The 25198-nt window shown below is 66.3% G+C and carries 28 protein-coding genes and 1 pseudogene; 21 read left to right on the top strand and 8 right to left on the bottom strand.

The window, feature by feature from the left end; all coding sequences use genetic code 11:
* Window positions 1–65 precede the first annotated feature (65 nt).
* Both AC07DI_RS12160 and AC07DI_RS12155 read right to left on the bottom strand, forming a co-directional pair.
* Window positions 66–1292: an acyl-CoA dehydrogenase family protein gene (locus AC07DI_RS12160; RefSeq protein WP_478904099.1), complete on the bottom strand. Its 1227-nt coding sequence runs from the start codon at window positions 1290–1292 to the stop codon at window positions 66–68.
* A 10-nt stretch (window positions 1293–1302) separates the two neighbouring features.
* A complete protein-coding gene (locus tag AC07DI_RS12155) occupies window positions 1303–1773 on the bottom strand; it encodes an SCP2 sterol-binding domain-containing protein (protein WP_478904098.1) in 471 nt (156 codons plus the stop codon).
* A 117-nt stretch (window positions 1774–1890) separates the two neighbouring features.
* Between AC07DI_RS12155 and AC07DI_RS12150 the strand changes: the two genes are divergently transcribed.
* The 5 genes from AC07DI_RS12150 to AC07DI_RS12130 all read left to right on the top strand — a co-directional run bounded on the left by AC07DI_RS12150 (window position 1891) and on the right by AC07DI_RS12130 (window position 6943).
* The gene (locus AC07DI_RS12150) at window positions 1891–2610 is read left to right on the top strand and encodes a TetR/AcrR family transcriptional regulator (RefSeq protein WP_478904451.1); all 720 of its coding nucleotides are present in this window, start codon (window positions 1891–1893) and stop codon (window positions 2608–2610) included.
* A 95-nt stretch (window positions 2611–2705) separates the two neighbouring features.
* Complete coding sequence (locus AC07DI_RS12145) at window positions 2706–4628, top strand: AMP-dependent synthetase/ligase (RefSeq protein WP_478904097.1); 1923 nt, start codon at window positions 2706–2708, stop codon at window positions 4626–4628.
* A gap of 337 nt (window positions 4629–4965) precedes the next feature.
* Complete coding sequence (locus AC07DI_RS12140) at window positions 4966–5406, top strand: VOC family protein (protein WP_478904096.1); 441 nt, start codon at window positions 4966–4968, stop codon at window positions 5404–5406.
* 56 nt (window positions 5407–5462) lie between these two features.
* On the top strand, window positions 5463–6242 hold the full coding sequence (locus tag AC07DI_RS12135; RefSeq protein WP_478904094.1) for an alpha/beta fold hydrolase: 780 nt from the start codon (window positions 5463–5465) through the stop codon (window positions 6240–6242).
* A 140-nt stretch (window positions 6243–6382) separates the two neighbouring features.
* A complete protein-coding gene (locus AC07DI_RS12130; RefSeq protein WP_478904092.1) occupies window positions 6383–6943 on the top strand; it encodes a carboxymuconolactone decarboxylase family protein in 561 nt (186 codons plus the stop codon).
* Window positions 6944–7065: 122 nt separating this feature from the next.
* Here AC07DI_RS12130 and AC07DI_RS12125 read toward each other — a convergent pair.
* From AC07DI_RS12125 to AC07DI_RS12110, 4 genes and pseudogenes are all read right to left on the bottom strand, one after another.
* A pseudogene (locus AC07DI_RS12125) lies at window positions 7066–8541 on the bottom strand (TerD family protein); the annotation flags it as partial.
* Window positions 8542–8587: 46 nt separating this feature from the next.
* Window positions 8588–9046: a PIN domain-containing protein gene (locus AC07DI_RS12120; protein WP_478904090.1), complete on the bottom strand. Its 459-nt coding sequence runs from the start codon at window positions 9044–9046 to the stop codon at window positions 8588–8590.
* Window positions 9036–9305: a type II toxin-antitoxin system Phd/YefM family antitoxin gene (locus AC07DI_RS12115; RefSeq protein ID WP_384259273.1), complete on the bottom strand. Its 270-nt coding sequence runs from the start codon at window positions 9303–9305 to the stop codon at window positions 9036–9038. Before AC07DI_RS12115 ends, AC07DI_RS12120 begins: the two co-directional genes overlap by 11 nt.
* Window positions 9306–10140: 835 nt before the next feature.
* The gene (locus tag AC07DI_RS12110; RefSeq protein WP_478904089.1) at window positions 10141–10404 is read right to left on the bottom strand and encodes a hypothetical protein; all 264 of its coding nucleotides are present in this window, start codon (window positions 10402–10404) and stop codon (window positions 10141–10143) included.
* A gap of 188 nt (window positions 10405–10592) precedes the next feature.
* Between AC07DI_RS12110 and AC07DI_RS12105 the strand changes: the two genes are divergently transcribed.
* The gene (locus AC07DI_RS12105; protein ID WP_478904088.1) at window positions 10593–11546 is read left to right on the top strand and encodes a ParB/RepB/Spo0J family partition protein; all 954 of its coding nucleotides are present in this window, start codon (window positions 10593–10595) and stop codon (window positions 11544–11546) included.
* Window positions 11543–12145 carry a hypothetical protein gene (locus tag AC07DI_RS12100; protein WP_478904086.1) on the top strand — a complete coding sequence of 201 codons (603 nt, stop codon included), beginning with the start codon at window positions 11543–11545 and terminating at the stop codon, window positions 12143–12145. Before AC07DI_RS12105 ends, AC07DI_RS12100 begins: the two co-directional genes overlap by 4 nt.
* Window positions 12146–12237: 92 nt before the next feature.
* On the opposite strand, the gene AC07DI_RS12095 is transcribed toward AC07DI_RS12100, so the two are convergent.
* Window positions 12238–13461, bottom strand: a complete 1224-nt coding sequence (locus AC07DI_RS12095; RefSeq protein WP_478904084.1) for a restriction endonuclease — start codon at window positions 13459–13461, stop codon at window positions 12238–12240.
* A 118-nt stretch (window positions 13462–13579) separates the two neighbouring features.
* Here AC07DI_RS12095 and AC07DI_RS12090 point away from each other — a divergent pair, with 118 nt between their 5' ends.
* From AC07DI_RS12090 to AC07DI_RS12070, 5 genes are all read left to right on the top strand, one after another.
* Window positions 13580–14812 (top strand): DNA cytosine methyltransferase, encoded by a 1233-nt coding sequence (locus tag AC07DI_RS12090; RefSeq protein WP_478904082.1) that lies wholly within the window; start codon window positions 13580–13582, stop codon window positions 14810–14812.
* A gap of 421 nt (window positions 14813–15233) precedes the next feature.
* Window positions 15234–16571, top strand: coding sequence for an AAA family ATPase (locus AC07DI_RS12085; RefSeq protein WP_478904080.1), 1338 nt, complete (start codon window positions 15234–15236; stop codon window positions 16569–16571).
* Entirely contained in the window at window positions 16568–17488 is a 921-nt protein-coding gene (locus AC07DI_RS12080) for a DUF4435 domain-containing protein (protein WP_478904078.1), read from the top strand. Before AC07DI_RS12085 ends, AC07DI_RS12080 begins: the two co-directional genes overlap by 4 nt.
* A gap of 363 nt (window positions 17489–17851) precedes the next feature.
* Window positions 17852–18136 (top strand): flavoprotein, encoded by a 285-nt coding sequence (locus tag AC07DI_RS12075; protein ID WP_478904077.1) that lies wholly within the window; start codon window positions 17852–17854, stop codon window positions 18134–18136.
* Between the two features lie 297 nt (window positions 18137–18433).
* Window positions 18434–19258, top strand: coding sequence for an NUDIX domain-containing protein (locus AC07DI_RS12070; protein WP_478904076.1), 825 nt, complete (start codon window positions 18434–18436; stop codon window positions 19256–19258).
* On the opposite strand, the gene AC07DI_RS12065 is transcribed toward AC07DI_RS12070, so the two are convergent.
* Window positions 19211–20218: an XRE family transcriptional regulator gene (locus AC07DI_RS12065; RefSeq protein ID WP_478904449.1), complete on the bottom strand. Its 1008-nt coding sequence runs from the start codon at window positions 20216–20218 to the stop codon at window positions 19211–19213. The genes AC07DI_RS12070 and AC07DI_RS12065 overlap by 48 nt on opposite strands.
* 766 nt (window positions 20219–20984) lie before the next feature.
* Here AC07DI_RS12065 and AC07DI_RS12060 point away from each other — a divergent pair.
* From AC07DI_RS12060 to traA, 9 genes are all read left to right on the top strand, one after another.
* A complete protein-coding gene (locus AC07DI_RS12060; protein ID WP_478904074.1) occupies window positions 20985–21194 on the top strand; it encodes a hypothetical protein in 210 nt (69 codons plus the stop codon).
* A gap of 5 nt (window positions 21195–21199) precedes the next feature.
* Entirely contained in the window at window positions 21200–21604 is a 405-nt protein-coding gene (locus tag AC07DI_RS12055; RefSeq protein ID WP_478904073.1) for a hypothetical protein, read from the top strand.
* Window positions 21605–21761: 157 nt separating this feature from the next.
* On the top strand, window positions 21762–22088 hold the full coding sequence (locus AC07DI_RS12050) for a hypothetical protein (protein WP_478904071.1): 327 nt from the start codon (window positions 21762–21764) through the stop codon (window positions 22086–22088).
* On the top strand, window positions 22088–22375 hold the full coding sequence (locus AC07DI_RS12045) for a DUF6303 family protein (protein ID WP_478904069.1): 288 nt from the start codon (window positions 22088–22090) through the stop codon (window positions 22373–22375). The genes AC07DI_RS12050 and AC07DI_RS12045 overlap by 1 nt, the downstream gene beginning before the upstream one ends.
* Window positions 22372–23379 carry a DUF2637 domain-containing protein gene (locus tag AC07DI_RS12040; RefSeq protein WP_478904067.1) on the top strand — a complete coding sequence of 336 codons (1008 nt, stop codon included), beginning with the start codon at window positions 22372–22374 and terminating at the stop codon, window positions 23377–23379. The genes AC07DI_RS12045 and AC07DI_RS12040 overlap by 4 nt, the downstream gene beginning before the upstream one ends.
* Window positions 23379–23762, top strand: a complete 384-nt coding sequence (locus AC07DI_RS12035; RefSeq protein WP_478904065.1) for an RRQRL motif-containing zinc-binding protein — start codon at window positions 23379–23381, stop codon at window positions 23760–23762. Before AC07DI_RS12040 ends, AC07DI_RS12035 begins: the two co-directional genes overlap by 1 nt.
* Before the next feature lie 21 nt (window positions 23763–23783).
* Window positions 23784–24038 (top strand): hypothetical protein, encoded by a 255-nt coding sequence (locus AC07DI_RS12030; RefSeq protein WP_478904064.1) that lies wholly within the window; start codon window positions 23784–23786, stop codon window positions 24036–24038.
* A 43-nt stretch (window positions 24039–24081) separates the two neighbouring features.
* A complete protein-coding gene (locus tag AC07DI_RS12025; RefSeq protein ID WP_478904062.1) occupies window positions 24082–24594 on the top strand; it encodes a hypothetical protein in 513 nt (170 codons plus the stop codon).
* Window positions 24595–24612: 18 nt separating this feature from the next.
* Window positions 24613–25155: a plasmid transfer protein TraA gene (gene traA / locus AC07DI_RS12020; protein WP_478904060.1), complete on the top strand. Its 543-nt coding sequence runs from the start codon at window positions 24613–24615 to the stop codon at window positions 25153–25155.
* The last annotated feature ends 43 nt before the right edge of the window (window positions 25156–25198 follow it).

Here is a 25198-nt window from a genome sequence, read left to right as displayed (position 1 = left end):
AGGCCTTGAGAGCCTTGGGTCAAAAGGGGAGCAGTCCCCGGTGCGAGGGGCACCGGCCCCCGCGGCTAGCGGATGTGCCGCCCCGAGATCGCCCGCGCGATCACGAGCCGCTGGATCTCGCTGGTCCCCTCGAAGATCGTGTAGATCTTCGCGTCCCGGTACATCCGCTCCACCGGATGCTCCCGGCTGTACCCCGCGCCGCCGAGCACCTGTACCGCCTTCTCACTCGCCGCCACCGCCAGTTCACCGGCGCGCAGCTTGGACATCGAGCCCTGGGCCGCGTCGAAGACCTTGTCGGTGCGAGCCATCCACGCGGCCTGCCAGATCAGCAGCCGCACCGCCTCGATCTCGGTCCGCAGGTCGGCGAGGGCGAACGCGATGGACTGGTTCTCGATGACGGGCCGCCCGAAGGCGACGCGCTCGCCCGCGTACTCCAGGGCGTACTCGTACGCGGCCCGTGCGATCCCGAGTGCCTGCGCGCCCACCGTGGGCCTGCTGACCTCGAACGTGGCCATGGCGGCCTGCCCCCGCCCCTGCCCCTCTCGGCCGTGACCACCCTCCCGCGCTCGCGCCAGCCGCGCGTCGAGCCGCTCCTTGCCGCCCAGCAGGCAGTGCCCCGGCACCCGCACGTCGTCCAGGAACACATCCGCGGTGTGCGAGGCGCGAAGCCCCAGCTTCCGGATCTTGCGGCCCCCTTCGAGTCCGCGCGTCCCCGGCGGCACGACGAACGCCGCCTGGCCCCGCACGCCGAGCGAGGAGTCGACGGACGCCACGACGACGTGGACGTTCGCGATGCCGCCGTTGGTGATCCACGCCTTCTGGCCGGTCAGCGTCCACTCGTCGCGCGCCGCGTCGTACGTCGCGCGCGTTCGCAGGGCGGACACGTCGGAACCGGCCTGGGGCTCGGAGACGCAGAACGCCGCGACCTCGGGCGCGTCCGCGTCCCCGAAGCACTGCGGCACCCACTCGGCCAGCTGGTCCGGCGTGCCCGCGGAGAAGATCCCGGCGACCGCGAGCGACGTGCCGAAGAGCGCCATCCCGATCCCCGCGTCACCCCAGAACAGCTCCTCGTTGGCGATCTGGAGGGAGAGCCCGGAGGGGTCCCCGAAGAGATCGGCCAGCGACTCGAAGCCGTAGAGCCCGATCCTCGCCGCCTCCTGGATGACGGGCCACGGGGTCTCCTCGCGCTCGTCCCACTCGGCGGCGGCGGGCCGCACCACTCCGGCCGCGAAGCCGTGCACCCACGCGCGCAGGTCCCGCTGTTCCTCGGTCGGTTCGAGGGAGAAGGCCATGGCGGGCTCCTCAGGCCTTGGGAATGTCGAAGTACCGGGTGAGCCCGGCCGCGAGGGCCACATCGCCCGCGATCCTGACCTTGCGCAGCATGAAGAGCGTAACGGGGCTGGCGTTCCCGGAGACGAGCTTGAGGAACTCGGGGTCGGCCATGATGAGCGTGACCCGCGGCTCGGCGTCCGAGCGGCCCTCGCGCACGACGCAGGTGCCGTCGGCGATCTCCGTCTCGTACACCGCGTCCTCGTTGCCACCGCTGCCCGTGATCTTCCAGCGGATGAGGGCCTTCAGCGAGCCCGCCGCGTCCGGCTTGAACTGCCGCTCCATACGCCCGAAGACCTCGTCGAGGACGCGGGTGCGCAGCGCGCCGTCGCGGGCGATCTCCGCGATCTCCTTGCCGGAGAGCCCCTTCACGAGCCGGGCGAACTCCTCGGGCGTGACACTGGCGAAGTCGAGGTCGGCGATCCTGCTGATGTCGTCCGCCACGGCAAGCTCCTTACTCTACGGTAAACTTACTAAAGAGTAAGGTAAGTCGGAGCCGGGAGGCTGACAAGGGTGGGTGGCAACTCGGAGGGGGCGCCCGAGCCGTCGGGGGCGCCGGAGATGCCGGGAGCGCCGGGGGCGCCCGGGGCGCAGGGGGTTCCGGCACCGCGCAGGCGCCGGGTGCCGCGCCGCGAGCGCGAGCGGCAGATCGTCGACGTGGCGGTGCGCGTCTTCGCCAAGCGTGGCTACCACGGCGCCTCGGTGGACGAGATCGCCGAACTCGCCGGAATCTCCAAGCCGATGGTCTACCTCTACCTCGAATCCAAGGAGGGCCTCTTCCTCGCCTGCCTGCGCCGCGAGGCGGACCGTTTGGTCGGCGCGTTCCAGGGCGCGGCGACGACGAGCGGCGCGGCGCCCGAACTCCGCCTGCACGACGGGCTTCTGGCGTTCTTCACCTTCGTCGCCGAGCACCGCGACAGCTGGGTGGTGCTGCACCGCCAGGCCTCGGAGCTGAGCGAGACGATCGCGGCGGCGGTCGCCGGAGCGCGGCGCGCGGTGATGGCGGAGGTGGCGGGGCTGGTGCGGGCGGGCATCGCGGAGAGCGGCCCCGACGCCAAACTCCGTGACGATGACGCGGACTTCGTGGCGCACGCTCTGGTGGGTGCGGCGGATTCGCTGACGGACTGGATGGCGGGCCACCCCGGCCAGTCTCCGGAGGGCGTGACCCTGCGCCTCATGAACATGGTGTGGGTGGGCATGGGCCGGGTCCTGGAGGGCGAGGCCTGGAGGCACGCGCCGGGCGGCGGCGAGGATGCCGACTCTTCCTGTCCGCCCCATTGAATTTTCCTTACGTGTCGGTAAGTTGACCCCCGAGTAAGTACGCGCCGATCGCCTGCACATCAGCTGGGAACGGGAAGCGAAGCCGGGGAGCCGTCATGGGCGTACGCAAGGATCTGAGAAGGGCGCGACGCCGCGGCGGCCTCGCCGACCGCGCCGAGACCGAACTCATCAGGGACGAACACGGCACCGTGCGCGAGGTCCGCACCGCCCCGCTCGTCCCCCGGGCCACCACCGGAAGCACCGCCGACATCCCCTTCACCAACGCCGCCGAAGCCCCCGACGCCGTCGTGCTGCGCCGCAAAGAGGGCGGCCGGTGGCTGCCCGTCACCGCCGCCGCCTTCGCGCGCGAGGTCACCGAGATCGCCAAGGGCCTCATCGCGGACGGCCTCGAACCCGGCGGCCGGGTCGCGCTGATGTCACGCACCCGCTACGAGTGGGCGGTCCTCGACTTCGCGATCTGGGCGGCGGGCGGCCAGACCGTGCCCGTCTACGCCACCTCGTCGGCCGAGCAGATCGAGTGGATCGTCCGGGACTCCGGCGCCCGCCTGCTCATCGCGGAGACCGCCGAGAACGCGGCGACGGCGGAGGAAGCCGTGGCCGGCCACGCCGACCCGCCGCGCGTACGCCACCTCGACGGAGGCGCCATGGCCGAACTGGCGGCGTTGGGAAGCGAGTTGTCCGAAGAGGAAGTGACCAAACGCAGGGCCGCGCTCTCCCCGAACTCACTCGCTACCATCTGCTACACCTCCGGCACCACGGGCCGCCCCAAAGGCTGCGTCCTCACCCACGGCAACCTCCACGCGGAGGCCGCCAACACCGTCGAACTCCTGCACCCCATCTTCAAGGAGATCACCGGGCAGACCGCCGGCACGCTCCTCTTCCTGCCGCTCGCCCACATCATGGGCCGCACCATCCAGATCGCCTGCATGCTCGCCCGCATAGAACTCGGCCACTGCCCGAGCATCAAGCCCGACGAACTCCGGCCGGAACTGCGCGCGTTCAGGCCGACGTTCGTCGTCGGCGTCCCGTACCTCTTCGAGAAGATCCACGACACCGGCCGGGCGACCGCGGAGAAGATCGGCCGCGGCGCCTCCTTCGACCGCGCGGAACGCGTAGCGGTGCGCTTCGGGGAGGCCTACCTCAACAAGTTCCTGGACAGCAGAGGCCCGGGCCCCTCCCTCGGCCTACGTGCCGGCTGGGCGCTGTACGAACTGCTCGTCTACCGCCGCATCCGCAAGGAGGTCGGCGGCCGCATGCGCTACGCGATCAGCGGCGGCTCGCCCCTGGACCGCGACCTCAACCTCTTCTTCTACGCCGCCGGAATCATCATCTACGAGGGGTACGGCCTGACGGAGACCTCGGCCGCCGCCACCATCATCCCGCCGCTCCGGCCGCGCCCCGGCACCGTCGGACTGCCCATACCCGGCACGGCCGTGCGCATCGCGGACGACGGGGAGGTACTGATCAAGGGCGGCATCGTCTTCAACTCGTACTGGAACAACCCGGCCGCGACGGACGCCGCCCTCACCGACGACTGGTTCGCCACCGGTGATCTCGGCGCGCTCGACGCCGACGGCTACCTCACCATCACCGGCCGCAAGAAGGACATCATCGTCACGTCCGGCGGCAAGAACGTCTCGCCCGCCGTCCTGGAGGACCGGCTGCGCAGCCGGGCGCCGGTCGGCCAGTGCATCGTCGTGGGGGACAACCGTTCGTACGTCGCCGCGCTGGTCACCCTCGACCCCGAGGCCGTCGACCACTGGCTCGCCGTACGCGGACGCCCCAAGGACACGCCGCTCGCGGACCTCGCCCGCGACCCGGAAATGACGGCAGCGGTCCAGAAGGCCGTGGACCACGCCAACTCGGCGGTGTCCAGGGCCGAGTCGATCCGCAGGTTCGCGATCGTCGGCGGCGAGTTCACCGAGGACAACGGCCTGCTCACCCCGTCCCTGAAGATCAAACGGCATGCGGTGAACGCCGCTTACGCGGCCGAGATCGAGGCGCTTTACGGGGAGTGAGGGTGAGGGGTGGGGCTGGTAGGAGGGGGCGGGCGGGGTGGGCGGTGGTGAAGCCGGTGGCGCCACCGGCTTCACCTGGTCAACTACCGGGCGGGACGCGAAGTTCCCGGCCGGGGCGAGGCGAGGCGCACTCTGCCGGGCCCGTCAGGCGACCGGAGCCCTCTGCCCCTGCCCCTCCCCTGCCCGAACCGCTATACGAGGTTCGGCATCCCGCGGATGTCGAGAACGCCACACTGGCTCCGTCCCAGGGGCAACAGCGGCCAAGATCGGCCGCGCAAGCAGGCGCAAAAGGGTGCAAAACTGCGCGAAAACGCGCCAGGAAGAAGGAGAAGCCATCATGGCGATTCAGCGGATGGACAACGTCGGCATCGTCGTCGAGGACCTGGACGCCGCCGTCGCGTTCTTCGTGGAACTCGGTATGGAGCTGGAGGGCAGGACGCAGGTCGAGGGCCTCGTGGCCGACCAGTGCACGGGACTCGACGGCGTCCGCTGCGACATCGCGATGGTCCGGACCCCGGACGGCCACAGCAGGCTCGAACTGGCGAAGTACCGCAGCCCCCGGGCGACCGGCGCAGGCCCGCGCAACCAGCCGCACAACATCCTGGGCACGCACCGCGTCATGTTCGCCGTCGACGACATCAAGGCCACCGTCACCCGCCTGATCCCGCACGGCGCCGAACTCCTCGGCGAGATCGCCCGCTTCGAGGACAGCTACCTGCTCTGCTACGTCCGCGGCCCGGAGGGCATCATCATCGGCCTGGCCGAGCAACTGCACTGAGAAGATACGGTGGCACTCTCGTCCCCCTCGTCGATCCGGAGTGCAGGGAGCAGACTGTGCGCAACGCCGCCGTGACGCCCGAGGGCGGCCAGATCCGCTGGGTCGAGCTGCCGGGACAGGAGCCGTCCCGCGTCTACGTCCACGGGCTGGGCGCCACGTCGCCGGCCTACTTCGCGGAGGTTGCGGTTCATCCTCTGCTCGGCGGACGCCGTTCGCTGCTGATCGACTTGCTCGGTCACGGCATCAGCGACCGGCCGACGGACTTCGACTACACCCTGGAGTCCCACGCCGACGCCCTCGCTGCGGCCCTGACCGGCGCGGGTGTCACGGGCGCCGAGCTGATCGCGCACAGCATGGGTGGCTCGGTGGCCATCGTCCTGGCAGCCCGGCACCCGGGGCTGGTCTCCCGCCTGGTCCTGGTCGACGCCAACCTCGACCCGATCCCGCCCGTACCCGGCGCCGTGGGCAGCAGCGGCATCGCCGCGTACTCCGAGGAGGAGTTCTTGGCGGGCGGCTGGGAAGAGGTGCGAGACCGGGCCGGTTCCCACTGGTGGTCCACGATGCGCCTGGCGGGCCGGGAAGCCCTGCATCGCAGCGCGGTGCACCTCACCCGCGGCACCGCCCCCACCATGCGTGAGCTTCTGCTGAACCTGAAGGTCCCCCGCACCTACTTGCTGCCCGAGGCCGACGGCCCGCTCCCGGGCGCCGATGCGCTCAGCGAAGCCGGGGTGGCCGTGGTCCCGGTCCCGGACTGCGGCCACAACATCATGCTGGACAACCCGGAAGGCTTCGCCCGCGCCGCCGCGGCGGCACTCTCGGACCCCAGCCTGCGATAGCGCTGGGGCGGCCCGTTGGGTGAGGTGGTAGCCCTCCGCCTGCAGGGCGAGCAGGCGGCGCTCCGGCTTCCGCGCCCACCCCTTGTGCTTCGGTATTCGAAGCGTCACACTGATTCGGAAACCGAAGCAGGAGGTGCCGCATGCCGCGCATCGAACCGCTCAATCCGCCCTATCCCGCCTCCATCGACCAGGCGCTTCGCCGGTGGATGCCCCCTGACGTGCCGTACGAGCCACTCGCACTGTTCCGAGTACTCCACCGCAACCCGGAACTAGCCTCACGAATGTTCTCCCTGGGCGCCGGACTGCTGGGCCATGGACTCCTCCCCGCCATCGACCGCGAGATCGTCATCGCCCGCGTGACCGCGCGTGCCGACTGTGCCTACGAATGGGGCGTGCACGCCGCGACTCTCGCCCAGCAGGCCGGACTTGGCCCGGAACAGTTACGGGCGACCACCGAAACCGATACGTCAGCCAGTGCCGCATGGCCGCCGCACCATGCGGCACTGATCGACGCAGTCGACGAACTGCACGACACGACCCAGCTCTCACAGACCGCCTGGGACGCCCTGAGCGTTCACTACGCGGACGCTCAGCTCATCGAACTCCTCGTACTGATCGGCTGGTACCGAACCATCAGCTACCTGGCCAACGGGCTCCTCCTGGAGGAGGAAACCTGGGCCACCCGATTCCCGAAGGCATGACCGAGCACCAAGTTGCCCGTGCCCATCAGGACCGCTTCGCCCGCCGGGGCAGGGCCGACGTACTCCGTGCGGAACTCCTCGCGCAGGCAACGGAGATCGTATTGAGCGAGTCACCGGACTGGTCAGTCGTCGATATCGACGCCGTACATTCGTGCGAGTTCACCGAGCCCGTGGTCGTAGCCCTGTCCGACGGCGCGGAAGCGCCAGACCGAGCCGCGGCGGTAGATCTCGGCGAGGAGCAGGGTGCGTTCGCTGGTGGCCGCGTCCATGGTGGCCTGTGCCAGTGCTGCGGCACTGCCGTCCGGCGCGGCAGCCACCTGGACCGCACCGACGTCGCCGAAGGTCGCGTCCCCGTCGATGGCGGCCGCGATGACGACTTTGCGTGAGGCGGGCGGGAGCGAAGCGAGGTCGATGGTGATGGCCTGTTCGGCGGGGCCGTCGGTGAGGAGTCGCACCGTGCCCGCGGGGTTCTCCGGGGCGCCGTAGAACACGAAGTCCTCGTCGAAGGTGACCTGATCGTCCCCGTCGAGCGCGAACGCGACGATGTCGATCTCGGAGAGGCCCTGTGGGGCCCAGCTCGCGGTGATGTGCCATGGGGACGCGGGAGCTCCGGACGGCGGTGCGGGCATGTCGATGACACCGCCGCGCGGCAGTACGTGCGGAGCGGGCGGCCTCGCCGTGGTCGGCGCCTTGCCGCCTGTTGCCCCATTTGGCCTACCCGTATCGGCAGTTGGGTCGCTGAGCCAGTGCTCGTCGTGCAGGGGGAGTCCCAGGTCCGCGATCCTGCGCCGCCGGCGGTCGTACTCGCCTCCGGCCAGGACGACGACGTCGGTGACGCTGCACGAGAGGTTGACGGCGGCGGAGCCGCCAAGATCGACGACGCGGGTACGGGCTGCGACCGCGTCGGCGTGCGTACCGCCCAGGACGAGCACCCGCTGCCCGGCCAGCGGCTTGTCCGCCGACTTGGGTGCTTCGGGCTCCGGCGGGCGGGGGGCCGGAACAACCGCCTCCGGCGCGGGAACAGCCTCCTCCGGCGCCGGGGCGGCGGCCTCCGGTGCGGGCGTCTGGTGGAGCGCCCCGGCCTGTACGTCGCCGAGCAACTGGAGGAAGGCGGGCTCGTCGATGACCGGCACGCCCTCGGCGGTGGCCCGCCGGGCCTTGGCCGACCCGGACGAGGAGTCGTTGGTGACCAGCGCGCTGGTGTGCCGACTGACCGAGGACACCATGTTCAGCCCGGCCGCGACCGACCGCGCCACCAGCTCCGCGCGCGAGGTCTCGGTCTCCCCGGTGATGGCTATCTTCATGCCCTGGAGGAGCGGGCCGCCGGGCCGCAGTCGTCCCGGATTGCGGTACGCGCAGGGCGTCTTCGGCGGCTTGGGCGAGAACTGCGAGTCCTGCCGCGGCGGGCAGGCCACCAATGGCAGCGGCAGGTCGAGCAGGGCCGCCTCCCGCAGCGTGGCGCGGAAGATCCCGGCAAGCACCCGGGTGTCGTCCAGCGCGTCGTGCGCCTGGGTCTGCGGTACGCCGTAGTGCGTGGCCAGCGTGCCCAGTTTCATGTCTTCAACCGGCAGGTCCACCTGCCGGTTGAGCGCGAGGGTGAACTGTTCGGCTCATCACGGGCCGAGCGGTCACTCATGTTCGGTGCTACCGGTCGTGCAGGATCTCGGGCCTGGTTACGGGCACGATGGTGATCAAGTCGTCGAGGCCCTTGAAGTCGTCGGGGTTGGTGGTGAAGAGGGGGAGCTCCTCGGCGGCTGCGGTGGCGGCGATCATCAGGTCGGCCACACGGCGACGGGGCTTGCGGCCTGCGGAGACGACGGCGGCGCAGATCCTGCCGTAGATTCGGGCCGCCTCCACGTCGAAGGGGATTGGATCGAATTCGTTCTCGGCGCGCTGCAGGACGTCCGTGCGGCGCGCCCGCTCGGCATGTTCGTCGTAGGCACTCTGCTCGTCGCTGCCGCGTACCTGATGGGGGCCCGCTGAGAGTTCCGCGAGGGTGATGGCACTGATGGCCATCTCGGCGGGCAACTCGTCGGTGTCGATCCACTTGCGCAGGATCATGATGTTGGTATCGAGCAGCCCCTGCTCGTGCTCAACGGGCATATGGGTCGTCCAACTCCTGCTCGACGAGGGCGTCCTGGTCGTCGCGGAAGGCGTCCGTGGAAATGTCAGGGGCGGTGCGTGACATGGCCGCGAACTCGGCACGGGGAACGAAGCGGCGACGGCGGCGGAGCGGGATCAGCTCGCCGAGAAGGTGTCCGTCGCGCGTGACGGTGAACGCCTGTCCTCCCTGGACGGCATCCATGATCTCTTTGGAGCGGGTGCGCAGATCGCGCTGAGTGATCTCCGGCTGCGCTGTCATGCTGTCCACGATAACGGAGGTGTGCTACCCGGTGCTACATCGTGTTTCGACCGTGGTCCGCCGACGAGGGACGTTGTCGCCATGGCGCGGGGTTTGTCGGCGCGAGCTTGGTCGGTCCCGCGATCGCGGCCAGGCGAAGGCGCTTGCTGTCGGAGCGATGTGCATCCGGACATGAAAGAGCCCCTCACGCGTTTCTGCAGGTGAGGGGCTGTTTGCGCCCCCGGCAGGACTCGAACCTGCGGCCAAGCGCTTAGAAGAGGCTGCTCTTCTTTCGGGCCATCAGAGCTATGACGTGCGGTTGAGCGGCGCACGGGGCGTCTCTATCTGACACATCACCGTGTATTCACCGGAAGAGTTCCTTCCACGACCCTGTCCTGCCTGAGGCAAACGAGGACGCTGGGGTTCAAGTTCACGGGCGCACTGGTGCGCGACACGAAACGAGCGGTGCCGCGTGTTCCCTGGGCGACCTCTAGGGGCTTACGGGTGTGCACGCTTTCTGCCGATTCGCGTGTGCGGAATGTTGCGCCGGACGAACCCGCCCGGAGAGCACTGCCCCCGGCGACTCGACACTTATCGACGCTTACAAGTGCGCCCCCGGGACGGTCTCATGAGTGCGGCTAGGCCTGTGACCTGGGAATACTAAATTTTGCAAAAGTCTCGTCCGGCGCTTACTCAGTCCCTATCGTCGTACGTATGACAGTTACGGCCCCTGCAGAGGCACACCTCACGATCGGCGACGCCATCAACGAGCGACTGAGCGCCGGCGTCTCCATGGTCGGCCGTGGCGGCCCAGCTGGGGATCACTCGTGTCTGGGCCTCCAAGCTCGCGTGGCTGTCACGAGCGATCACGCCGGCTGATCGAAAAGAGATCGGGGCCGAGATGCTTGGCCACCTCCGGATCACGCATCTGGAAGCCGTCGCAGGGCAGCAGGAACACCTTCGCGTTCCCTTGCTGATAGCGGCGGCAGAGGAGCGGCTGTCCGTACGGAGGCTCAGAGAGCGGGCAGCAGGGCTTCGGGGCAGCCGCCGTGTGGGCGAGCGGACCGGGAGTGAAGTAGATCGGTGCGGCGGTCCGGACGTGATGCAGCGAGCGGAACATGCCTTGGTGCGGTATGCCGGGATGCCGAAAGACCAACTGCTGCGGATTTACACCGGCAGCTCAGGACCGTACATCGCCGGTGTTATTCGGGCGTCCCAGCTGCTTGCGGAACGCATCACTCAAGAGGGTGGCGAGAACCTCACGCCGCCCAGCTGAGGAAATCCCAATCCATTTTGGAGAGTTTCATCATGGCTCTAGAAGCGATCGAGACCGGTCGACATGTCCCGCTCGGAGATATCGAGGAATCCCCCCAGAAGGTTCGTCGGGAAACAGTAGAGCAGCGCCTGGATGATCTGGCGAAGAGCATTAAGGAGCACGGACAGATTCATGCCGTGTCCCTTCTTCAGGACGATGATTCCCCCTCGGGGAAGCTCGAACTCATCAACGGGCACCGTCGCTATCAGGCAGCGCGGCGCGGAGGCCTGAAAACACTGCGGGCAAACATCTACCGTATCCCTTCCGGCCAGAAAAAGAACAAAGATCTGCTAATTCAGCAGCATCTGTACGCGGCGAATATGGCTGAGCCACTCATTCCTGTAGAGCGAGCGCGGATGTTCGAAGCCCTGATTCAGCAGTATGACATGACCGTCGAGCAGGTTGCAGCTTGCTTCGAAGGGGAAACAGCGCAGTCGGTGGCGGAAGCGATGAAGTACCTTGCCATCGATCAAGTAGTACTCGACGTGATCTCAGCCCACCCGGAAAAATTTTCCGAGGGGCACATCCGAGTTCTCGCGGAGTTCTCGTCGCCTGAGAAGCGTGCTTGGCGTATGAAGCCGGAGGAGCAACTTCGGGTGGCCCGGGAAGTGGCCGAGCAGGAGAACAAGCTCATCGTCGCAGACCCGCGGGAACTCGAAGCGCACGTCAAGAGCGTCGTAAAGTTGCGGCGCGACCAGGAGCGTGTCCGGAACGAAAAAATCAAGAAGGCTCAGGCCGATCCAGTCAAAGGTCTGTTCAGGTCCGTTGAAGCTGTAGAAAGTGCCGTGCGCAGTCTCCGTGAGGTCGACTTGCAGTCGATTAGTGAGATCGATGCCGGGGACAAGGGTGACGTCATTAAGCGCCTTTACGACGCTGTGCAGTCACTCGATGACTTCGCCAATGACCGGCTGCCTGCCCTTCCCACTTCTCGGAAGAAGAGCCAGTGAGTGAGACGCAAGGGGAGGTCGTCGCGAGCACTCCAAGACGTCGCCTGCAAGTTAACCCAGATGCTCTTCGTCTCGTTCCGGCGGAAAAGCGCGATTTCTGGGAAAAGCTTGCGGAAGATGTAGAGATCAACACTGCAAGCCAGTTCCGCAAGCGATGGACTGTGCTCGCCACACTCACAGTAATTCTCGCTATGCCGGAAGAAACGTATGAGGAGGTCGCACGCGCTCTTAACCGCTCGCCTGGGGCTGTCCGCTATCGACGTCAAGCTATGATCCACTTGTTGCGCGACGAGCATTCCGCAATAGACCGTGTCGAGGCTTATAGGAGTGACCCAAAAAAGTACCACAAGTACAGCGACTATGCCCAAGTTGCTGACGCACTTGAAAAACTAGGGTATTTCGAACTGCCCGTCCGTGAACAATTTTCTCTCGCTGTTCCCTTGGGGCAGCCAAATAGCAGCTGGCGTGGCGATGGCTCTTCTGCGGCACTCACCCAGCGACGAAAAAGGGACGGGCTGCTTAAAGAAGAGGTGCACCGATTGCTCGATGAGGCCCGGTCGCACGCACCCGTCTCCGGGAGGCTGCCAGGGGAGAAATAGTCTTTGAGCTGTAGAGGAAATGCCTATGGGCTGCAGATTGGTGGCGTCTTGGTGGGGTTCGTTAAATTCAAACCTTCGGGAAACTTGCGCCGCTAAATTTGACCATTTCCATTGGGGAAATTCTGGTCCAGCCAACCCTGAACGGAATTGGTGGTTGTGTGGCCGTGCTGCCGCAGCACGTCCACGATGTCCCTGCCGCTGATGAGAGCGATTGGGTGGCCGTCTTCGTGCACCTCTTCCTGGACCTGCTTGTGGAAGTAGGAAGTGGTCACGAGAACGCCGAAGTTGCGGTGCCGGATGCGGGAGATGAGGCGGGAGACCTCCCTGACTCCTACGGACGTGGTCGCCGCATAGCACTTGGCTTCGAGGGCGAAGTCGATGCTGATGGTGTTGGCGGCCGGGCCGAGGATGTACTGGCCCACAGCGTCGCGGCCGCCGTCGCGGCTAGGACGGGTGACGTCACAGGCTCCGGTCCGCGGTGCGACCAGGCGCCAGATGGCGACCGCGCAGGCCTCGAAGTCGCTTTCCCGGCCGCGGAAGTGCTCCCGGATGGCTTCCAGGATGGCCTGGCCGTCACGGGTGTCCGGCAGCTGATTGTCCTTCGAGCGAATGACGGTCGTCGCGGGCGCGAGCAGAGGCGTGTAGGCGCGGCCCTTAACCCACCGGCTCCAGGATGGCGGGCAGTTGCCGTGCAGGGGGTTACCACCGTCGAGGATGTGCTGGATCCAGCTGCGGCTGATGCGGGCGTGGTCGAGCACGGTGAAGCGGGCCCGGTAATTCTGGAAGCGCTCGCCGGATGTGGAGCGCCAGATGGCGGCTAGTTCGTCATCCGGGGACAGCGCGGGCCCGCCGGGGGCGAGCAGGCCGCGGAACCGCACCGAACGCCCGGAGCCGCCTGCCTTCTCGAAGAGCAGGAAGGGCGGAACGCCGTTGCGTCGGTCTGTCTCACTGCCGTGTGAGGCTTCGAAGGCGTCGCGCAGCAGGACGTTGCCCCCGCGAGAGGTGCCGTGCAGATCCTGGCCGGGCCGCTTGTTGTCCCCGTAGTAGGTGAACGTGCCGGTCTCCATGTCCAGATGATCAGGCCAGTCCACGTCCGCCCCGGTGGTGTAGAGCACTGCCAGGCGGACGCTCTTCTTAGCGGGGGAGCCCCTGTAGCGGAAGCCGCCTTGGTTGCCTACGCCCTTGATCAGTCGGGCGATGGGGTCATCGCCGGAGTTGCCGTTGGCCCCGCCGGCGTACAGGGCGTCCACGACCAGGTCAGCGGTGGTCAGGTCGGCAAAGGCGATGTGTGGTTCGGGGGCGGCAGGCAGAGTCATGCCAGTACGTCTAGCACGCCGCACTGACACGACGGCCTGCACGCCCGGGGGGCGGATGCCTGAGCAACATCCCTGCTGCACAGGACCGTTGTCAGTGCTGCTCCTTATGATCCAGCGTATGACGCTTGGCGACCACGCATCCCAGTCCGGACCGGCACCGTTCACGGTGATGGACCTGTTCGCAGGCTGCGGGGGCTTCACCGAAGGCTTCCGCTCGTGTACGGACGGACTGGACCCCAGGCTGCCCCGATTCCGGTCCGTCGCAGCCGTCGAGCACGACAAGGCCCCAGCAGCCACCTACAGGGTCAACCACAACCCGGACTCCCTTTTCATCGGTGACATCACCAAGTTTGACCCCGGAGAGTTCATAGGCCGTGTGGACGTGATCGCAGGTGGCCCTCCTTGCCAGGGCTTCTCCGCGCTGGGCCACGGAGGCCGTGATGACGAGCGCAACACGATGTGGGAGCAGTACCTGCGGATCGTGCAGGCCGTCAGGCCCAGGGTGTTCATCATGGAAAACGTCGACCGGTTTTCCAACAGCCCGGAGCACGCGCTCATGCAAGCTGAGATCCGGCCTGATGGGCTGCTGAGCGACTACGAGCTCTGCACCGGTGTCCTCAACGCAGCGGACTATGGAGTGCCCCAGCGGCGCAGGCGCACCATCGTCATCGGTACGCGCACGGACTTGGGGGAGCCCATCAAGCACCCGCAGCCCACGCACGCCCAAAAGCCGAACATGCTCAAGGAAATGGTCCTGTTCGGAGGCGAGCCCGTTCTCGGCTCCTGGGTCACCGTGGAAGAGATCTTCTACAGATCAGCGAAACTGCCGATTGCGGGCACGCAGCTTCCCGACGACCGGGGCATCAGTGTCAGTGGCGAGACAGTTCCAGGCCCGTACCTCACTCCTGAGCTGCACATTGGGCGCAAGCCGGAGCCCCTGTCGCTCGCCCGGTACAGAGCCATCCCGCCCGGTGGTAACCGCCGAGACCTTACCGGCAAGTACGCCGACTACGACCCGCGCTTGTATTTGGGCACTGAGAGCTGGGACAGGCACACGAGGGGCAGCGGGGACGTGATGGGACGTCTCCATATCGACCGGCCCTCGGTCACCATCCGGACGGAGTTCTACAAGCCCGAGAAGGGCCGCTACCTCCACCCCACCGAGCACCGCCCCATCACGCACTACGAAGCTGCCCTCATCCAGGGCTTCCCTGACAGCTACCGCTGGTGCGGATCGAAGATCGAAATAGCTCGCCAGATTGGCAACGCCGTACCCGTCGGACTTGGGCGAGCCCTGGCCGGCGCAATCCACCAGCGCCTCACGGCCGAGACGTACAGCGCGGCAGCGTAGACGAGGTTCATGACTTCAGGCCGGAGGAGCCCCCTCTCCGAACGGTGCGCAGGCCGGAGACGGGGCTCCTACATGCAGAGACGCCAGCATCCGAAGGCCGAATCGGCAGATTTACAGTCCCGACATCCATTTGCCGCTTCTGTGCTGCTGACCTGCGTCGATACCCAGCGACTGTCTCCGCAGACAGTTCGCCGTCCACGTCTCGTCCACATCAGGCGCACCGCGGGACTTGCCCGGCGCTGTCAGCCCCAGGCGTTAAGCACCGCGCCAGCACCGCCCGAAACGATGCCGTGCACAGCTCCCATGAACGAAGGCTCTGCTCCATACTGAGCGCCGAGGCGTAGTGACAAAGAGTAGCTTGACCAACAACAACCGCCCGGCTCAAGTGGAGCCGCACACAACAGTGGGGCAGGAATAGACCATGCAGGAGTCGCGTCGTCTTGATGGCGCACAGAAAAATATCGCCATCACGAAAGTGTCAGTCGAAGGACTCTTCGGTCGATACGACTACGAGCTGGATTTTGATTCCAGCCTCGCAATCCTTTACGGAGACAACGGCACGGGCAAGACCACCATCCTGCAAATGATCCATAATCTACTGTCTCCTGAACCTGGACGGGGACACAAGACAGTTGTGGCTAGGACGAGTTTCAAAAATTTCCGCATTGATTTTTCCAATGGATTCACTGTCCAAGCGAAGCGCAAGGCGGCGAGCGCTGGAAGCTACGAGCTCTTTCTTGCACTCCCAGACGAGACGTCTCATCGAGCGGCATTCATCGTGAACGATAAGGGTGCCGTTCCTCACCGCGGTACAGCCAAAACTGACGCCCAGGAAAAACTGGTCAGAATGATCGCGCACGCGATCCCCCTCAGGTCGTACTATCTGTCAGACGACAGGACCCTTAATAGTGATTTCGTCCAAGAAGACGAGGAGAGCGAGAAAGAGGCGACACTTTCTCGCTATCGATACCTTGCCGAAGTGGAACTCGCCAGAGAAGGGCGCGATAATCCTACGAGGTATCCACAACTGAAACCTGCCATGGCGCGCGTCTCCCATTGGGCTCGCCAGCAGGCCCTCCAAGGGGCTAGCGAAGGCTCGGCTAGCGCGAATAGCATCTACGCCGAGGTGGTGAAGCATCTGGCCTTCACGCCCCGTACATCAACTCCCGATGACGACGGATCGACGTCTCGACAGCAACTGCTGCACATGATCGAAATTAATGGACGGAGAAGCGCGGACCAATCTCGATTTGGCCTACATCCCGCTGTTGACACTGAAGCCTTGCTACGTGATCTCCCGGAAGTGCGTGACGCAGACTTCCCGTTGGTGTCGGGAATTCTAAAGCCCTATCTCGATGGCACGGCTGCACGCTTGGACGCCCTCGAACCGACACACCGCGTCCTTTCCTTCTTCGTCAACACCCTAAACCAATTCTTCAGGGAGAAGTTCGTTAAGTTCGACATAAAGAGCGGGCTCACCATTTTCACAGACGATGAGCAGTCGCTGGCTCCAGAAGCTCTCTCCTCGGGAGAGAGCCAGCTACTGACCCTGTTCTGCAACATCATCTCAGCCCGCGAAAGTCCGACCATCTTCGTCATCGACGAACCAGAAATCTCGCTAAACGTTAAATGGCAACGCTCGCTGGTGGACTCCCTGCTAGGGTGCGCGAAAGATAGCGAAATTCAGCTGATCCTCGCTAGTCACTCGATTGAACTACTGGCAGCTCATCGCGAGCAAGTTGTCAAACTCAAGGGATGAACGAGGAATTAATGACAGATTCCATCCCCCGTCGCCGCATTCATGAGTTCGCGGCGCTGTACGAGTTCGAGCCCCAATTAGTCGACTTCTTCGTTGAAGGTAGGACCGACCGGGTTCTTATCGAGCACGTTCTCGACGGCAGCGAGGAGCACGTGCGAGTTTGGGAGGTCGGGGACGTCGACATTCCGTCTTCCCTAGTCTCGCAAGTTGGTGAATTGGTCGGCGCAAGAGGGAGGGTTGTAGCGCTCGCGAATGAACTTGAAAGGATACTCGACAATACGGACATGCAGCATTCCGTCCTCTGTATTATTGACGCCGACTTTGATCACCTTTTGGGCCGCGTGACACGGCCCTCTCGATTTCTTGCCAAAACAGATTTCTCTTGTCTTGAATCCTACTGCTGGAACTTGAAAGTCCTTCGCAAGTATCTGCGGCTCTCTCTGCACAATGCGATTCCACTTAGAGTCGAAGACTTTATGTCTAAGGTAGAGTCGGCAATGCGAGAGGTCTACCTGATCCGGCTCGCCGCCACTTCACTCTCATTGAGCCTTTCCTACATCGATCCAGCGAACTGCTGCGGCGACCCGAAAAAGGGCGGCAATTTCGATCGTGAAAAGTACCTCGACAAGCTATTGAACAAGAATTCCGCAGCAGGGGACAGAAGAGAGATCGAGGAGAGCGTGGAGTTTTTTCGCGAATCCCTCCCTGAAGATGCCCGCCACTTTGTGCACGGGCATGACCTTTGCAAGCTGATATCGTGGATCATTAAACCGTACATCCGGGATCGCAACCTCGTGGCCGAGGAGGTAATTTCGCGATCGTTAGCATGCTGCATCGAACGGGGCGACTTAACCGACTACCCCCTATTCACCCGAATCGGTAAACTGGCTGCTAATTCCACACAGAACTCGCCCTAAAGGTTTCGCGCCCTTAAAAGTTTAAGGCTTGGAGTTGAGGGGCGTGGCGCCTTACACGCCTGTCCGCTCCCACAGTGGGCGCCGTCAACTCACGCTTTCGCATCCTTCTTCTGGGTTTACATCCGTGGATTACTGTCCTCCGAATCGATCCGCACAGGGCTTGTCGAACCGGCGATGGACCGTGGGGTGGCAGACGGCTGTGACGCTGACGCCCATGGCGGGAACCTGGCTACGGCTGAATGGCGAGGCCGAGCGGCTAGAGAAGCTGACCGGTCTCCCTGTCCGCGACGAACCGCGTCTCCTTGCGAGGCTCGACCGTACCCGGCCGTTGATTGCTACGTCGTGGCTCCAGCGTCAGCCAACATGGTCGCGAAGCTCGCGAGCGGCCTCATGGACAATCAAGCCCTAACGCAGGTGGGCGAGGCCATCGGGACCATCGGGCTACCGGTCGTTGTCTTCCCGCGCGTGAACGCGGCGCATGCGCGCCACCCCGCGTGGCGCCGCCACATCGAAGCCTTGCGCCAAGCCGGTGTGCAACTCGTCTACGGACCTGACGTATGGCCGCTGTACGAGCCGCGAGAAGCGCCATCGGGGCGAGAGCTCCCGTGGGATGCGGTGCTGGACTCCGTGGACGAGGCCACGCGGTGACAAGCCGTCGACGCCCTTGACGTGCAAGGTAAGAGGACCGGACAGTCCACACAAGATCGACCGTCGACGCCCTTGACGTGCAAGGTAAGAGGACCGGACAGTCCACACAAGATCGACCGTCGGCGCCCGGCGTGACCAGGTACTTTGCCGACCGCGGACGGAGGGGTACCAACCCCAGCCCATATGTCGTCCTGATCTTGAACTCTCCGGGGTCCCATCCCGTCTACGACTGGAGGCACCGTGCCCCTCTCCCAGTACGCTGGTGTGCACCACCTGAGAACGGAGAGTGCTCCACGGATGGGACCGAAGTCGACGAAGGCTTACAAGAAGATCCTTGCTCGGATCGCCTCTGGCGAGTATCCCGCCGGCGAGAAGATCCCCTCGGAACGGAAGCTCGAAGAAGACGAAGAGCTGGACATCCGCCGTACCGCCCTTCGCCAAGTGCTGGCCCGACTCGTGTCCGAGGGCGCGTTGGAGGTCTATGGCCGGAGTTCCTATCGGGTGCCGGGGGGTGTGAGCGTCAAGGCGCCTGAGGGCTTGGAGCCGTGGCGCATCCACGGTGAGCGGGACCTCTACGACAACCGTTGGGTCAAGCTCCAACTCTGGGACGTGGAGCCGCCCGGCCTGAAGCGCTTCGAGCATCACGTGGTGAAGTTGCATCACGTGGCCGTCACCGCGGTTCTGGACGACCAGGACCGCGTCTTGATGATGTGGCGGTATCGCTTCGTCCCGCAGCAGTGGGGCTGGGAGCTGCCGGGCGGCATCGTGGACGACGGAGAGGACCCTGAGGCCACGGCACTTCGGGAAGTCGAAGAAGAGACCGGCTGGCGACCGGAGAAAGTGGAGCACGTCGTCACCTATCAGCCCATGGTGGGCATGGTCGATTCGCCCCACGAGATTTTCATAGGCCGCAACCCAGAACAGGTCGGCTCCCCGACGGACCTGGAAGAGGCCGGACACATCGAGTGGGTTCCGCTCGCGGACATTCCAGGCCTGATGGCCCGTGGCGAACTAATGGGATCCGGCACCCTCGTTGCCCTGCTCCACATCCTGTCGAACCGCGGTCGGCCGGGGCTACAGCCGAGCGCTGAGGAGGTCGACGCGGCGACGCTGCCTCACTGAGCCTGTGCGGCTGGCCAGCAGTCGCGCTTGCCTCAGGTGGGTATTGGCGTCGTCGTACTCCGCTCGCACCAAGTGAGCCTGCGCGAGATCGGTGTGGAGCCCGCCTTTCGCGCGGACGAAGGTTGGGTCCACGGCCTCCAAGGCGTCGTACAGGCTGGTCACTGCCTCACTGTCGCCCAGTAGGGCAAGGACATTGCCTCGCCATCGAGTGAGGTGCGCGCCATTCAGGAAGATGCTCAGCATGTCCGGGTCTCGGTCCCCGGATCCGGACGGAATGCTGGCCCCGGCCGCATCGAGCGCTCGTCGGCAGTCATCAGACAACCCGGCGTGGGCGCACATCTCGGCTTCAGCCGCGTACAGCCATGCTCTGAGACGGGGGGACCCGTCCCGGGCAAGGGTCCGTTGAGCTTCGCGGACCAACTCGACCCCGAGGGACGGCCGGCCAGCCTCGCACAGTACGTACGCCTGCTCCGCCATCGCGTGAGCGAGGTACATCGGAGCCTCAGCGTCGCGCGCAGCCCGTTTTGCGAGCTCGTAATGACGCCAGGCGCGTTCGACTGCCCCGGAGTCAATCGCCTGCCATGCCGCCAGAGTTGACGCCCCCGCGAGCGCGAGCGCCACGGGACGACGCGCGCTGGGGAGCACAGTGAAATTCAACGCGTCTTCCAGGGCGGAGAGGTGCCCCGCCATCTGATCTACGAGACCAGACGCGCCCATCTGGCGATCCATGGTCCGCAGTAACTCCGTCTGGTCGTTGAACGCCTTCACCATGGATTCGCTGACGCCGCCTGCCGAGTCGATCCGGCTCAGAAGGTCGTCGTACCCGTCGACGGATGGTGCCACTACCGCAAGCGGGGCGCCCCGCAACTCCGCATCCGTGGCGCCGAGAAGTTGCCGGAGGATCACTGCATAGCGGTCCGAGATGGTGCGCTTCCCGTTCTCCCACTCGGACACGTACACGCGCAAACTCGCGGTCGACGCAACGTCGGTGACGCGCTGCCGGGCGTACTGCTCGATCTCGCGAACCAACCGCTCCTGAGACCAGCCCTGCGCCGTTCGCGCGCTCCGAAGTCCTGTGCTCACAGGCCACCGTCCGGCAATAGGTCCATGCACTGACCTTCCCAGGATGCCTTACATCGCCGCAGGTCAACAGGGGTTAACAGGACGGAAGTTAAGGCCTGTTGGCTACCGGACTCCCCACCTCGAACGGTCTTCTAGAGATGCACCGGGGAGGCCAAGCGCGGCACCAACCAACGCTAGCCCTTGACTCTGGTGCGCACCAGATGCTTCTCTACTGGTGCGCACCAGATGGCGGCTTCACTTCCGCTCCACGGTGCGCAAGGCAGAGGGCGGGGACGCTGCAATCCCGCTAAAGGCCAGAAATCAGGGCTTAGGCCTGACTGGCGAGGTGGCCCGGTGACCGCGAGCAACGGCCGGAGAGTGGGGACTTGATCCCCCTTGCAGTGCGTATCCCCTGTTCAGCCGTCTGAAGGAGTGGAAGTGAATCGACGAAAGCGATGGGCGCAGCCGTGATTTGACCGGCATGGCGGCGCCGTTCCATCCCCGGTCCGCAAGCCCGAGGGCTGCGGCCAACCGGTCGCCTTCTACCGACGCGCGGCGGATAGCGCCGCGCCGGTTGCTCGCCCCGCCCGTCCGGACGCTTTGCGGAGCGGCCCGTACGAACGGGGTTGAGAGGAACCGGATCCGAGATCGTTGGGAGTTCACCATGCTTGAGATGCCCTACCCGCAACAGCGCATCCTCGTACGCGCTGCTCAGCGCGAGGACCACAAGGTGTCGACGAAGAACGCCGACGCGCTGATGAGCCTGTACGCGTCTGACCTGGTCGACCGGCAGACACTCACCGCCTCAGGGCTCGCGCTTGCGCGGTCCCTGACGAAGGCGGAGCCCACCCGTCGCAGCGTGCGGGAGGGCTGAACCGCATGGCCGCACATGCCGGCATGCGGCGTTGGACTGGCCGCATGCGGACCTCGGTACTTCGCACTGGTCTGGTCCGGCCCGCGGAATTCTCTTCGTGGGCCGATGCACGCCGCTACCACGAGCGGCACGGGCGGGACCGCCGGACGCTGGCAGAGCTTCGGGCCTCCATCCCCGAGCAGGGAATCTTGAAACCGCTGCTCCTGGGTGTCCGTGAGCGGGACGGCTTCGTATTCGTCTTCGAGGGACACCACCGGGCCGTCATCGCCCTGGAAGTGCGCGCGCCCAGCTTCCCGTTCCAGTGGTTCCGCGACCCGGACATTCACACCGTGAAGTGCGAACCCTTCCCGTTCCACCGCCTGGGATTCCAGCCCGCGCAGCGGCGCGCGGGAGCACAACCGCGCCATTGAACGACGTAGCCCTGTGCTGCCCAGACGCCCCCGAGCCGGTTTGGCCGGGGGCGGTGGGGAGTTTGGGGAGTTCCCCCATCTCCAACGGCGGGCGGCCCCGGTGCTCGAACACCGGGGCCGCTGTTTGGGCCGTTCCCGTCTGAGAGGAGCACGACCCATGAAGTGCATCGTTGCTGGCCATACCGCTGTTACCGCAGCCGAGTTCGCGGAGCTGGCCTTGGGCTTCACCGAGCGTTCGGCGGGGTTCGATGTAGAGCTGTTCATCGGCACGGCCACGGAATCCGAGCAGGACCGCGCGGCCCGCCTGGACGTGGCACGCGACGTGCTCGCGGAACTGCGGGAGGTCGACCCGACCGCCGCCGCGTACGCCAGGGAGCTGCTGAAGGTGAGCGACCTGCCGAAGCGCGCGCCGCGGCCCCGCCGATCCCGCAAGGGCCGTCGACCGGCCGCCTGCCGCGGGCAGGGCCTGGCGGTGGCGGCGTGATGCCACGGGAGTTCACCGCGCAGATGTCCATGCACGCCAGCCGGTGGCGCCTGTACGTGGTGCTGCTGAACACCACCGACCCGTGGCCGGAGTACAGCTTTGACCGTTCCGCGCCGGTGCCGACGTTCACGGAACGCACGCAGGCGCTCAGTGCGCTCGGCTTCGAGCCGGTTGTGGGCGCTGAGTGGGAGTGGACCGAGTACAGCGAAACCCTCGACGACCCCGCCTCGCCGGTCCATCTGATCGCTGACGTACGGGTGTGTTCACGGGCGGGGGTGGAGGCGTGAACAGTGTTCAGATCCGTTCAGCCGAGCGTGCGCTGTCCGTTGGCACGTGGCTGATCGTCGCGGGCGCGATGCTCTACTCGATCCTCACCGTCACCCCCCTCGCTGCCGAGCACACGGCTGACGAGTGGGACTGGACGGCGCCCATCCTGCCGCTCGTGGTGGATGCCGCGGTGGTCATCGTGGTCCGCCTCGATGCGGTGCTCGCCCGGCTCGGGGGGCACGGCGGCCGGTGGCCGATCGCCCTGCGCTGGATGACCGGCTGCATGACGCTGGCCTTGAACGTCGCGGACTCCGCGCTGAACAAGGACCTGGTGGGCGTGGCCGTGCACGCGGTCGCACCGCTACTTCTGATCGTTACCGCGGAATCCGGGCTCGCCTACCGGCGCGCTATCACTGCTGCGGTGGCCGCGCTGCAGGAGCGCCAGCAGGCAGACCAAGCAGCACGGGAGAAAGCGGCTGTGGAGCGCCGTGAAACGGCCGCGCGGCTGGCCCGTGAGGAGCGTGAGCACGCCGCGATGTTGGCGCGTGAACAGCGTGAACACGAAGCCCAGTTGGTCCGCGAGCAGGCCGAGCGCGAGGAGCGTGTGCGCCGCGAGGAACGTGAACGGGCCCAGGTCCGCGAGATGGCCGAGCGGGCCGAGCGTGAACGCGCTGAACGCGAGCGTGAACGGCTCGACCGTGAGCGTGAACGCCGTGAGCGCGAGGAAGCCGAGCGAGCCGCGCGTGAGCGGGCCGAGCGGTTGGAGCGTGAACGCCGTGAACAGGCCGAGCGCATGGCGCGGGCCGAGCGTGAACGTGCCGCGCTGCTCGCCGCGGGTCCTGCCATAGAGAAGGTTCCCGAGGATCGGGCCCGCGCGACGGTGCAGGCCTCCTTCGAGGCGGGGCTGCCGGTGCGCTCGGCCGCGGAGCTGTGCGGCTGGTCGGTCGGCTGGGTCGCCACCCGCTACCAGCAACTGCGCGACGCAGGCCACCCGTCCTTCGAGACTGACGGGGCGCTGGTCTGATGCCCGCGGCCTACAGCAAGTGCTACGACCCCACCGGCGCCCGCTACGGCATCCCGACCTACCCCTGGCACTACGCTCCGGCCGGTCTGGCCACCCGCCGGCAGCTTCGCGCGCAGGGGCTGCGGCCGGGCGGTCAGCCGATCGCCGCGCAGGCCATGCTGCGCCACCGCGGCCGTAAGTCCGGCGCGAAGGTCGCGTTCCTCTACCGCATCGATCTTGCGAAGCCGGTTCGGCCGATGACGTCGCGTCGGTGCGGTGCGCTTGCGCTGGCGATGCTCGCCCGGCGCACCTGCCCCATCTGCGGCGTGATCTACAGCTACTGCCTGCCGACGTCGCTCGGCATGTGCGTGCTGTGCGCTGACGCGCAGCGTGCCGCCGCCTGACCCTTCCACCTGGAGGTTCACGTGCACATCCAGACCCAGAGCCCGGCCGCATGGCCCGAGGGCGTCACCACCCGCTACCTCACGCTGGCCGCGGAACTCCTGCACGACCGGGAACTGACCGTGGACATCGTCACCGCGGACGGCTGGTCGACCGCGACCTGCCGGGGCTGCGACGACGGGAACGACAACAACGCGATCTACGCGTACTCGGTCAAGCGCTGGGCACAGAAGCACGCCGCGCAGTGCCGCGCCCTGCCCCGACCCACCGTCGCCTGACCCGCACAGCACCCACCCACTTCCGCACGCGAGGAGATTCGCTGTGTCCAGCCGTACCCGCTCCCGCACGCGCACCGCGAAGGTGTCCGCCGGGGCCACCACCGTCCGCATACCGCGCCAACGCGGCCGGCGCCGCTCTGCTCAGCCGTTCATCGTGGTCGTGCCCGACCGCCCGTCCCTGTCCCGTGAAGCGGCCGGCTTCCTGGGGCGCCTGCTGTGGGAGTACCGCCGCGCGCTCGCTCCGCTTGGCCTGGCGGTGCTGGCGCTGCCCGTCACGGCCGTGCTGCACGCGCTGGCCTGGTGGTCGGGGCTGCTGCTCGCCCCGCTCGCCGCTGGCCCGCTGACGTGGCTGCTCATCACCCAGCGCCGCCGCCCCGCGGCCGATCGCGGCGTGCTGGGCTGGCGTATCGGCCTGGCGCTGCTCGCCACCGCCGCCACCGCGTGGGGGGCGCTCGCGGCGGCCTTCGGGCCGCTTGCGGGCCCGCTGGATCTGATCTGGCTGCTCACCCTGATCGCCGCACAGACCGCCTGGCTCATCGTCCGCCGCTCGCACTGACCTTGAGGAGATTGCCTGATGGCACGCAACACCAACGGCCAGCGCCAGGCGCGGCCGGTGAATGACCCCAAGACCGGCAAGTTCGCCAAGGCCGGCGCCGCCGCCGGCGGCTTCGTCGGCGCGATGGGCGGCTCATTTGTCCCGCCCGTCAACGTCACGGTGAACAACAACAAGAACGTGCGCCGCAACGGCAACCGCTCCAACAACCAATCTCTGCTGCCCTCGCCGGAGTTCACCTCCCCGGCGCAGGTGCGCAACTACTGCAACACCCTGCGCGCCGCCGGCGTGACGCTCTCCATCGAGGTGGCGATGGGTGCGGAGATCCTCAAGGGCGTGCTGGCCGCGGTGCCGGACCCCGAGGGCCGCGCGTTCGGCTCCCGCATCCGCGCGGCGAAGGTGGCCCGCAAGGTGAACAAGGCCGCCGACAACCTGAAATCCGCGGCCAAGAACGCCGCCGCCGCGTACTCGACCTTCCAGCAGCAGTACGAGGAAGAGATGAATCGGGTGCGCCACCGCGCCCGCAAGCCGCAGCAGCCGGTCATGAACTGGGCCCAGCAGTAAGGAGGCAGCACTCGTGACGAAGCGTAGAGACAACGACCAGCAC

This window comes from Streptomyces sp. NPDC044106 (assembly GCF_056433985.1).
This window is presented reverse-complemented; position numbering and strand designations above follow the sequence as displayed.

Excerpts from the sequence above, each read along its gene's own strand:
- AC07DI_RS12055 (WP_478904073.1), top strand. The coding sequence starts at position 21,200 with ATGGCCGCACATGCCGGCATGCGGCGTTGGACTGGCCGCATGCGGACC.
- AC07DI_RS12130 (WP_478904092.1), top strand. The coding sequence starts at position 6,383 with ATGCCGCGCATCGAACCGCTCAATCCGCCCTATCCCGCCTCCATCGAC.
- AC07DI_RS12095 (WP_478904084.1), bottom strand. The coding sequence starts at position 13,461 with ATGACTCTGCCTGCCGCCCCCGAACCACACATCGCCTTTGCCGACCTG.
- AC07DI_RS12075 (WP_478904077.1), top strand. The coding sequence starts at position 17,852 with ATGGTCGCGAAGCTCGCGAGCGGCCTCATGGACAATCAAGCCCTAACG.
- AC07DI_RS12080 (WP_478904078.1), top strand. The coding sequence starts at position 16,568 with ATGAACGAGGAATTAATGACAGATTCCATCCCCCGTCGCCGCATTCAT.
- AC07DI_RS12160 (WP_478904099.1), bottom strand. The coding sequence starts at position 1,292 with ATGGCCTTCTCCCTCGAACCGACCGAGGAACAGCGGGACCTGCGCGCG.
- AC07DI_RS12035 (WP_478904065.1), top strand. The coding sequence starts at position 23,379 with ATGCCCGCGGCCTACAGCAAGTGCTACGACCCCACCGGCGCCCGCTAC.
- traA (WP_478904060.1), top strand. The coding sequence starts at position 24,613 with ATGGCACGCAACACCAACGGCCAGCGCCAGGCGCGGCCGGTGAATGAC.
- AC07DI_RS12145 (WP_478904097.1), top strand. The coding sequence starts at position 2,706 with ATGGGCGTACGCAAGGATCTGAGAAGGGCGCGACGCCGCGGCGGCCTC.
- AC07DI_RS12090 (WP_478904082.1), top strand. The coding sequence starts at position 13,580 with ATGACGCTTGGCGACCACGCATCCCAGTCCGGACCGGCACCGTTCACG.
- AC07DI_RS12120 (WP_478904090.1), bottom strand. The coding sequence starts at position 9,046 with ATGCCCGTTGAGCACGAGCAGGGGCTGCTCGATACCAACATCATGATC.
- AC07DI_RS12050 (WP_478904071.1), top strand. The coding sequence starts at position 21,762 with ATGAAGTGCATCGTTGCTGGCCATACCGCTGTTACCGCAGCCGAGTTC.
- AC07DI_RS12045 (WP_478904069.1), top strand. The coding sequence starts at position 22,088 with ATGCCACGGGAGTTCACCGCGCAGATGTCCATGCACGCCAGCCGGTGG.
- AC07DI_RS12060 (WP_478904074.1), top strand. The coding sequence starts at position 20,985 with ATGCTTGAGATGCCCTACCCGCAACAGCGCATCCTCGTACGCGCTGCT.
- AC07DI_RS12070 (WP_478904076.1), top strand. The coding sequence starts at position 18,434 with ATGGGACCGAAGTCGACGAAGGCTTACAAGAAGATCCTTGCTCGGATC.
- AC07DI_RS12115 (WP_384259273.1), bottom strand. The coding sequence starts at position 9,305 with ATGACAGCGCAGCCGGAGATCACTCAGCGCGATCTGCGCACCCGCTCC.
- AC07DI_RS12140 (WP_478904096.1), top strand. The coding sequence starts at position 4,966 with ATGGCGATTCAGCGGATGGACAACGTCGGCATCGTCGTCGAGGACCTG.
- AC07DI_RS12110 (WP_478904089.1), bottom strand. The coding sequence starts at position 10,404 with ATGTTCCGCTCGCTGCATCACGTCCGGACCGCCGCACCGATCTACTTC.
- AC07DI_RS12150 (WP_478904451.1), top strand. The coding sequence starts at position 1,891 with ATGCCGGGAGCGCCGGGGGCGCCCGGGGCGCAGGGGGTTCCGGCACCG.
- AC07DI_RS12085 (WP_478904080.1), top strand. The coding sequence starts at position 15,234 with ATGCAGGAGTCGCGTCGTCTTGATGGCGCACAGAAAAATATCGCCATC.
- AC07DI_RS12105 (WP_478904088.1), top strand. The coding sequence starts at position 10,593 with ATGGCTCTAGAAGCGATCGAGACCGGTCGACATGTCCCGCTCGGAGAT.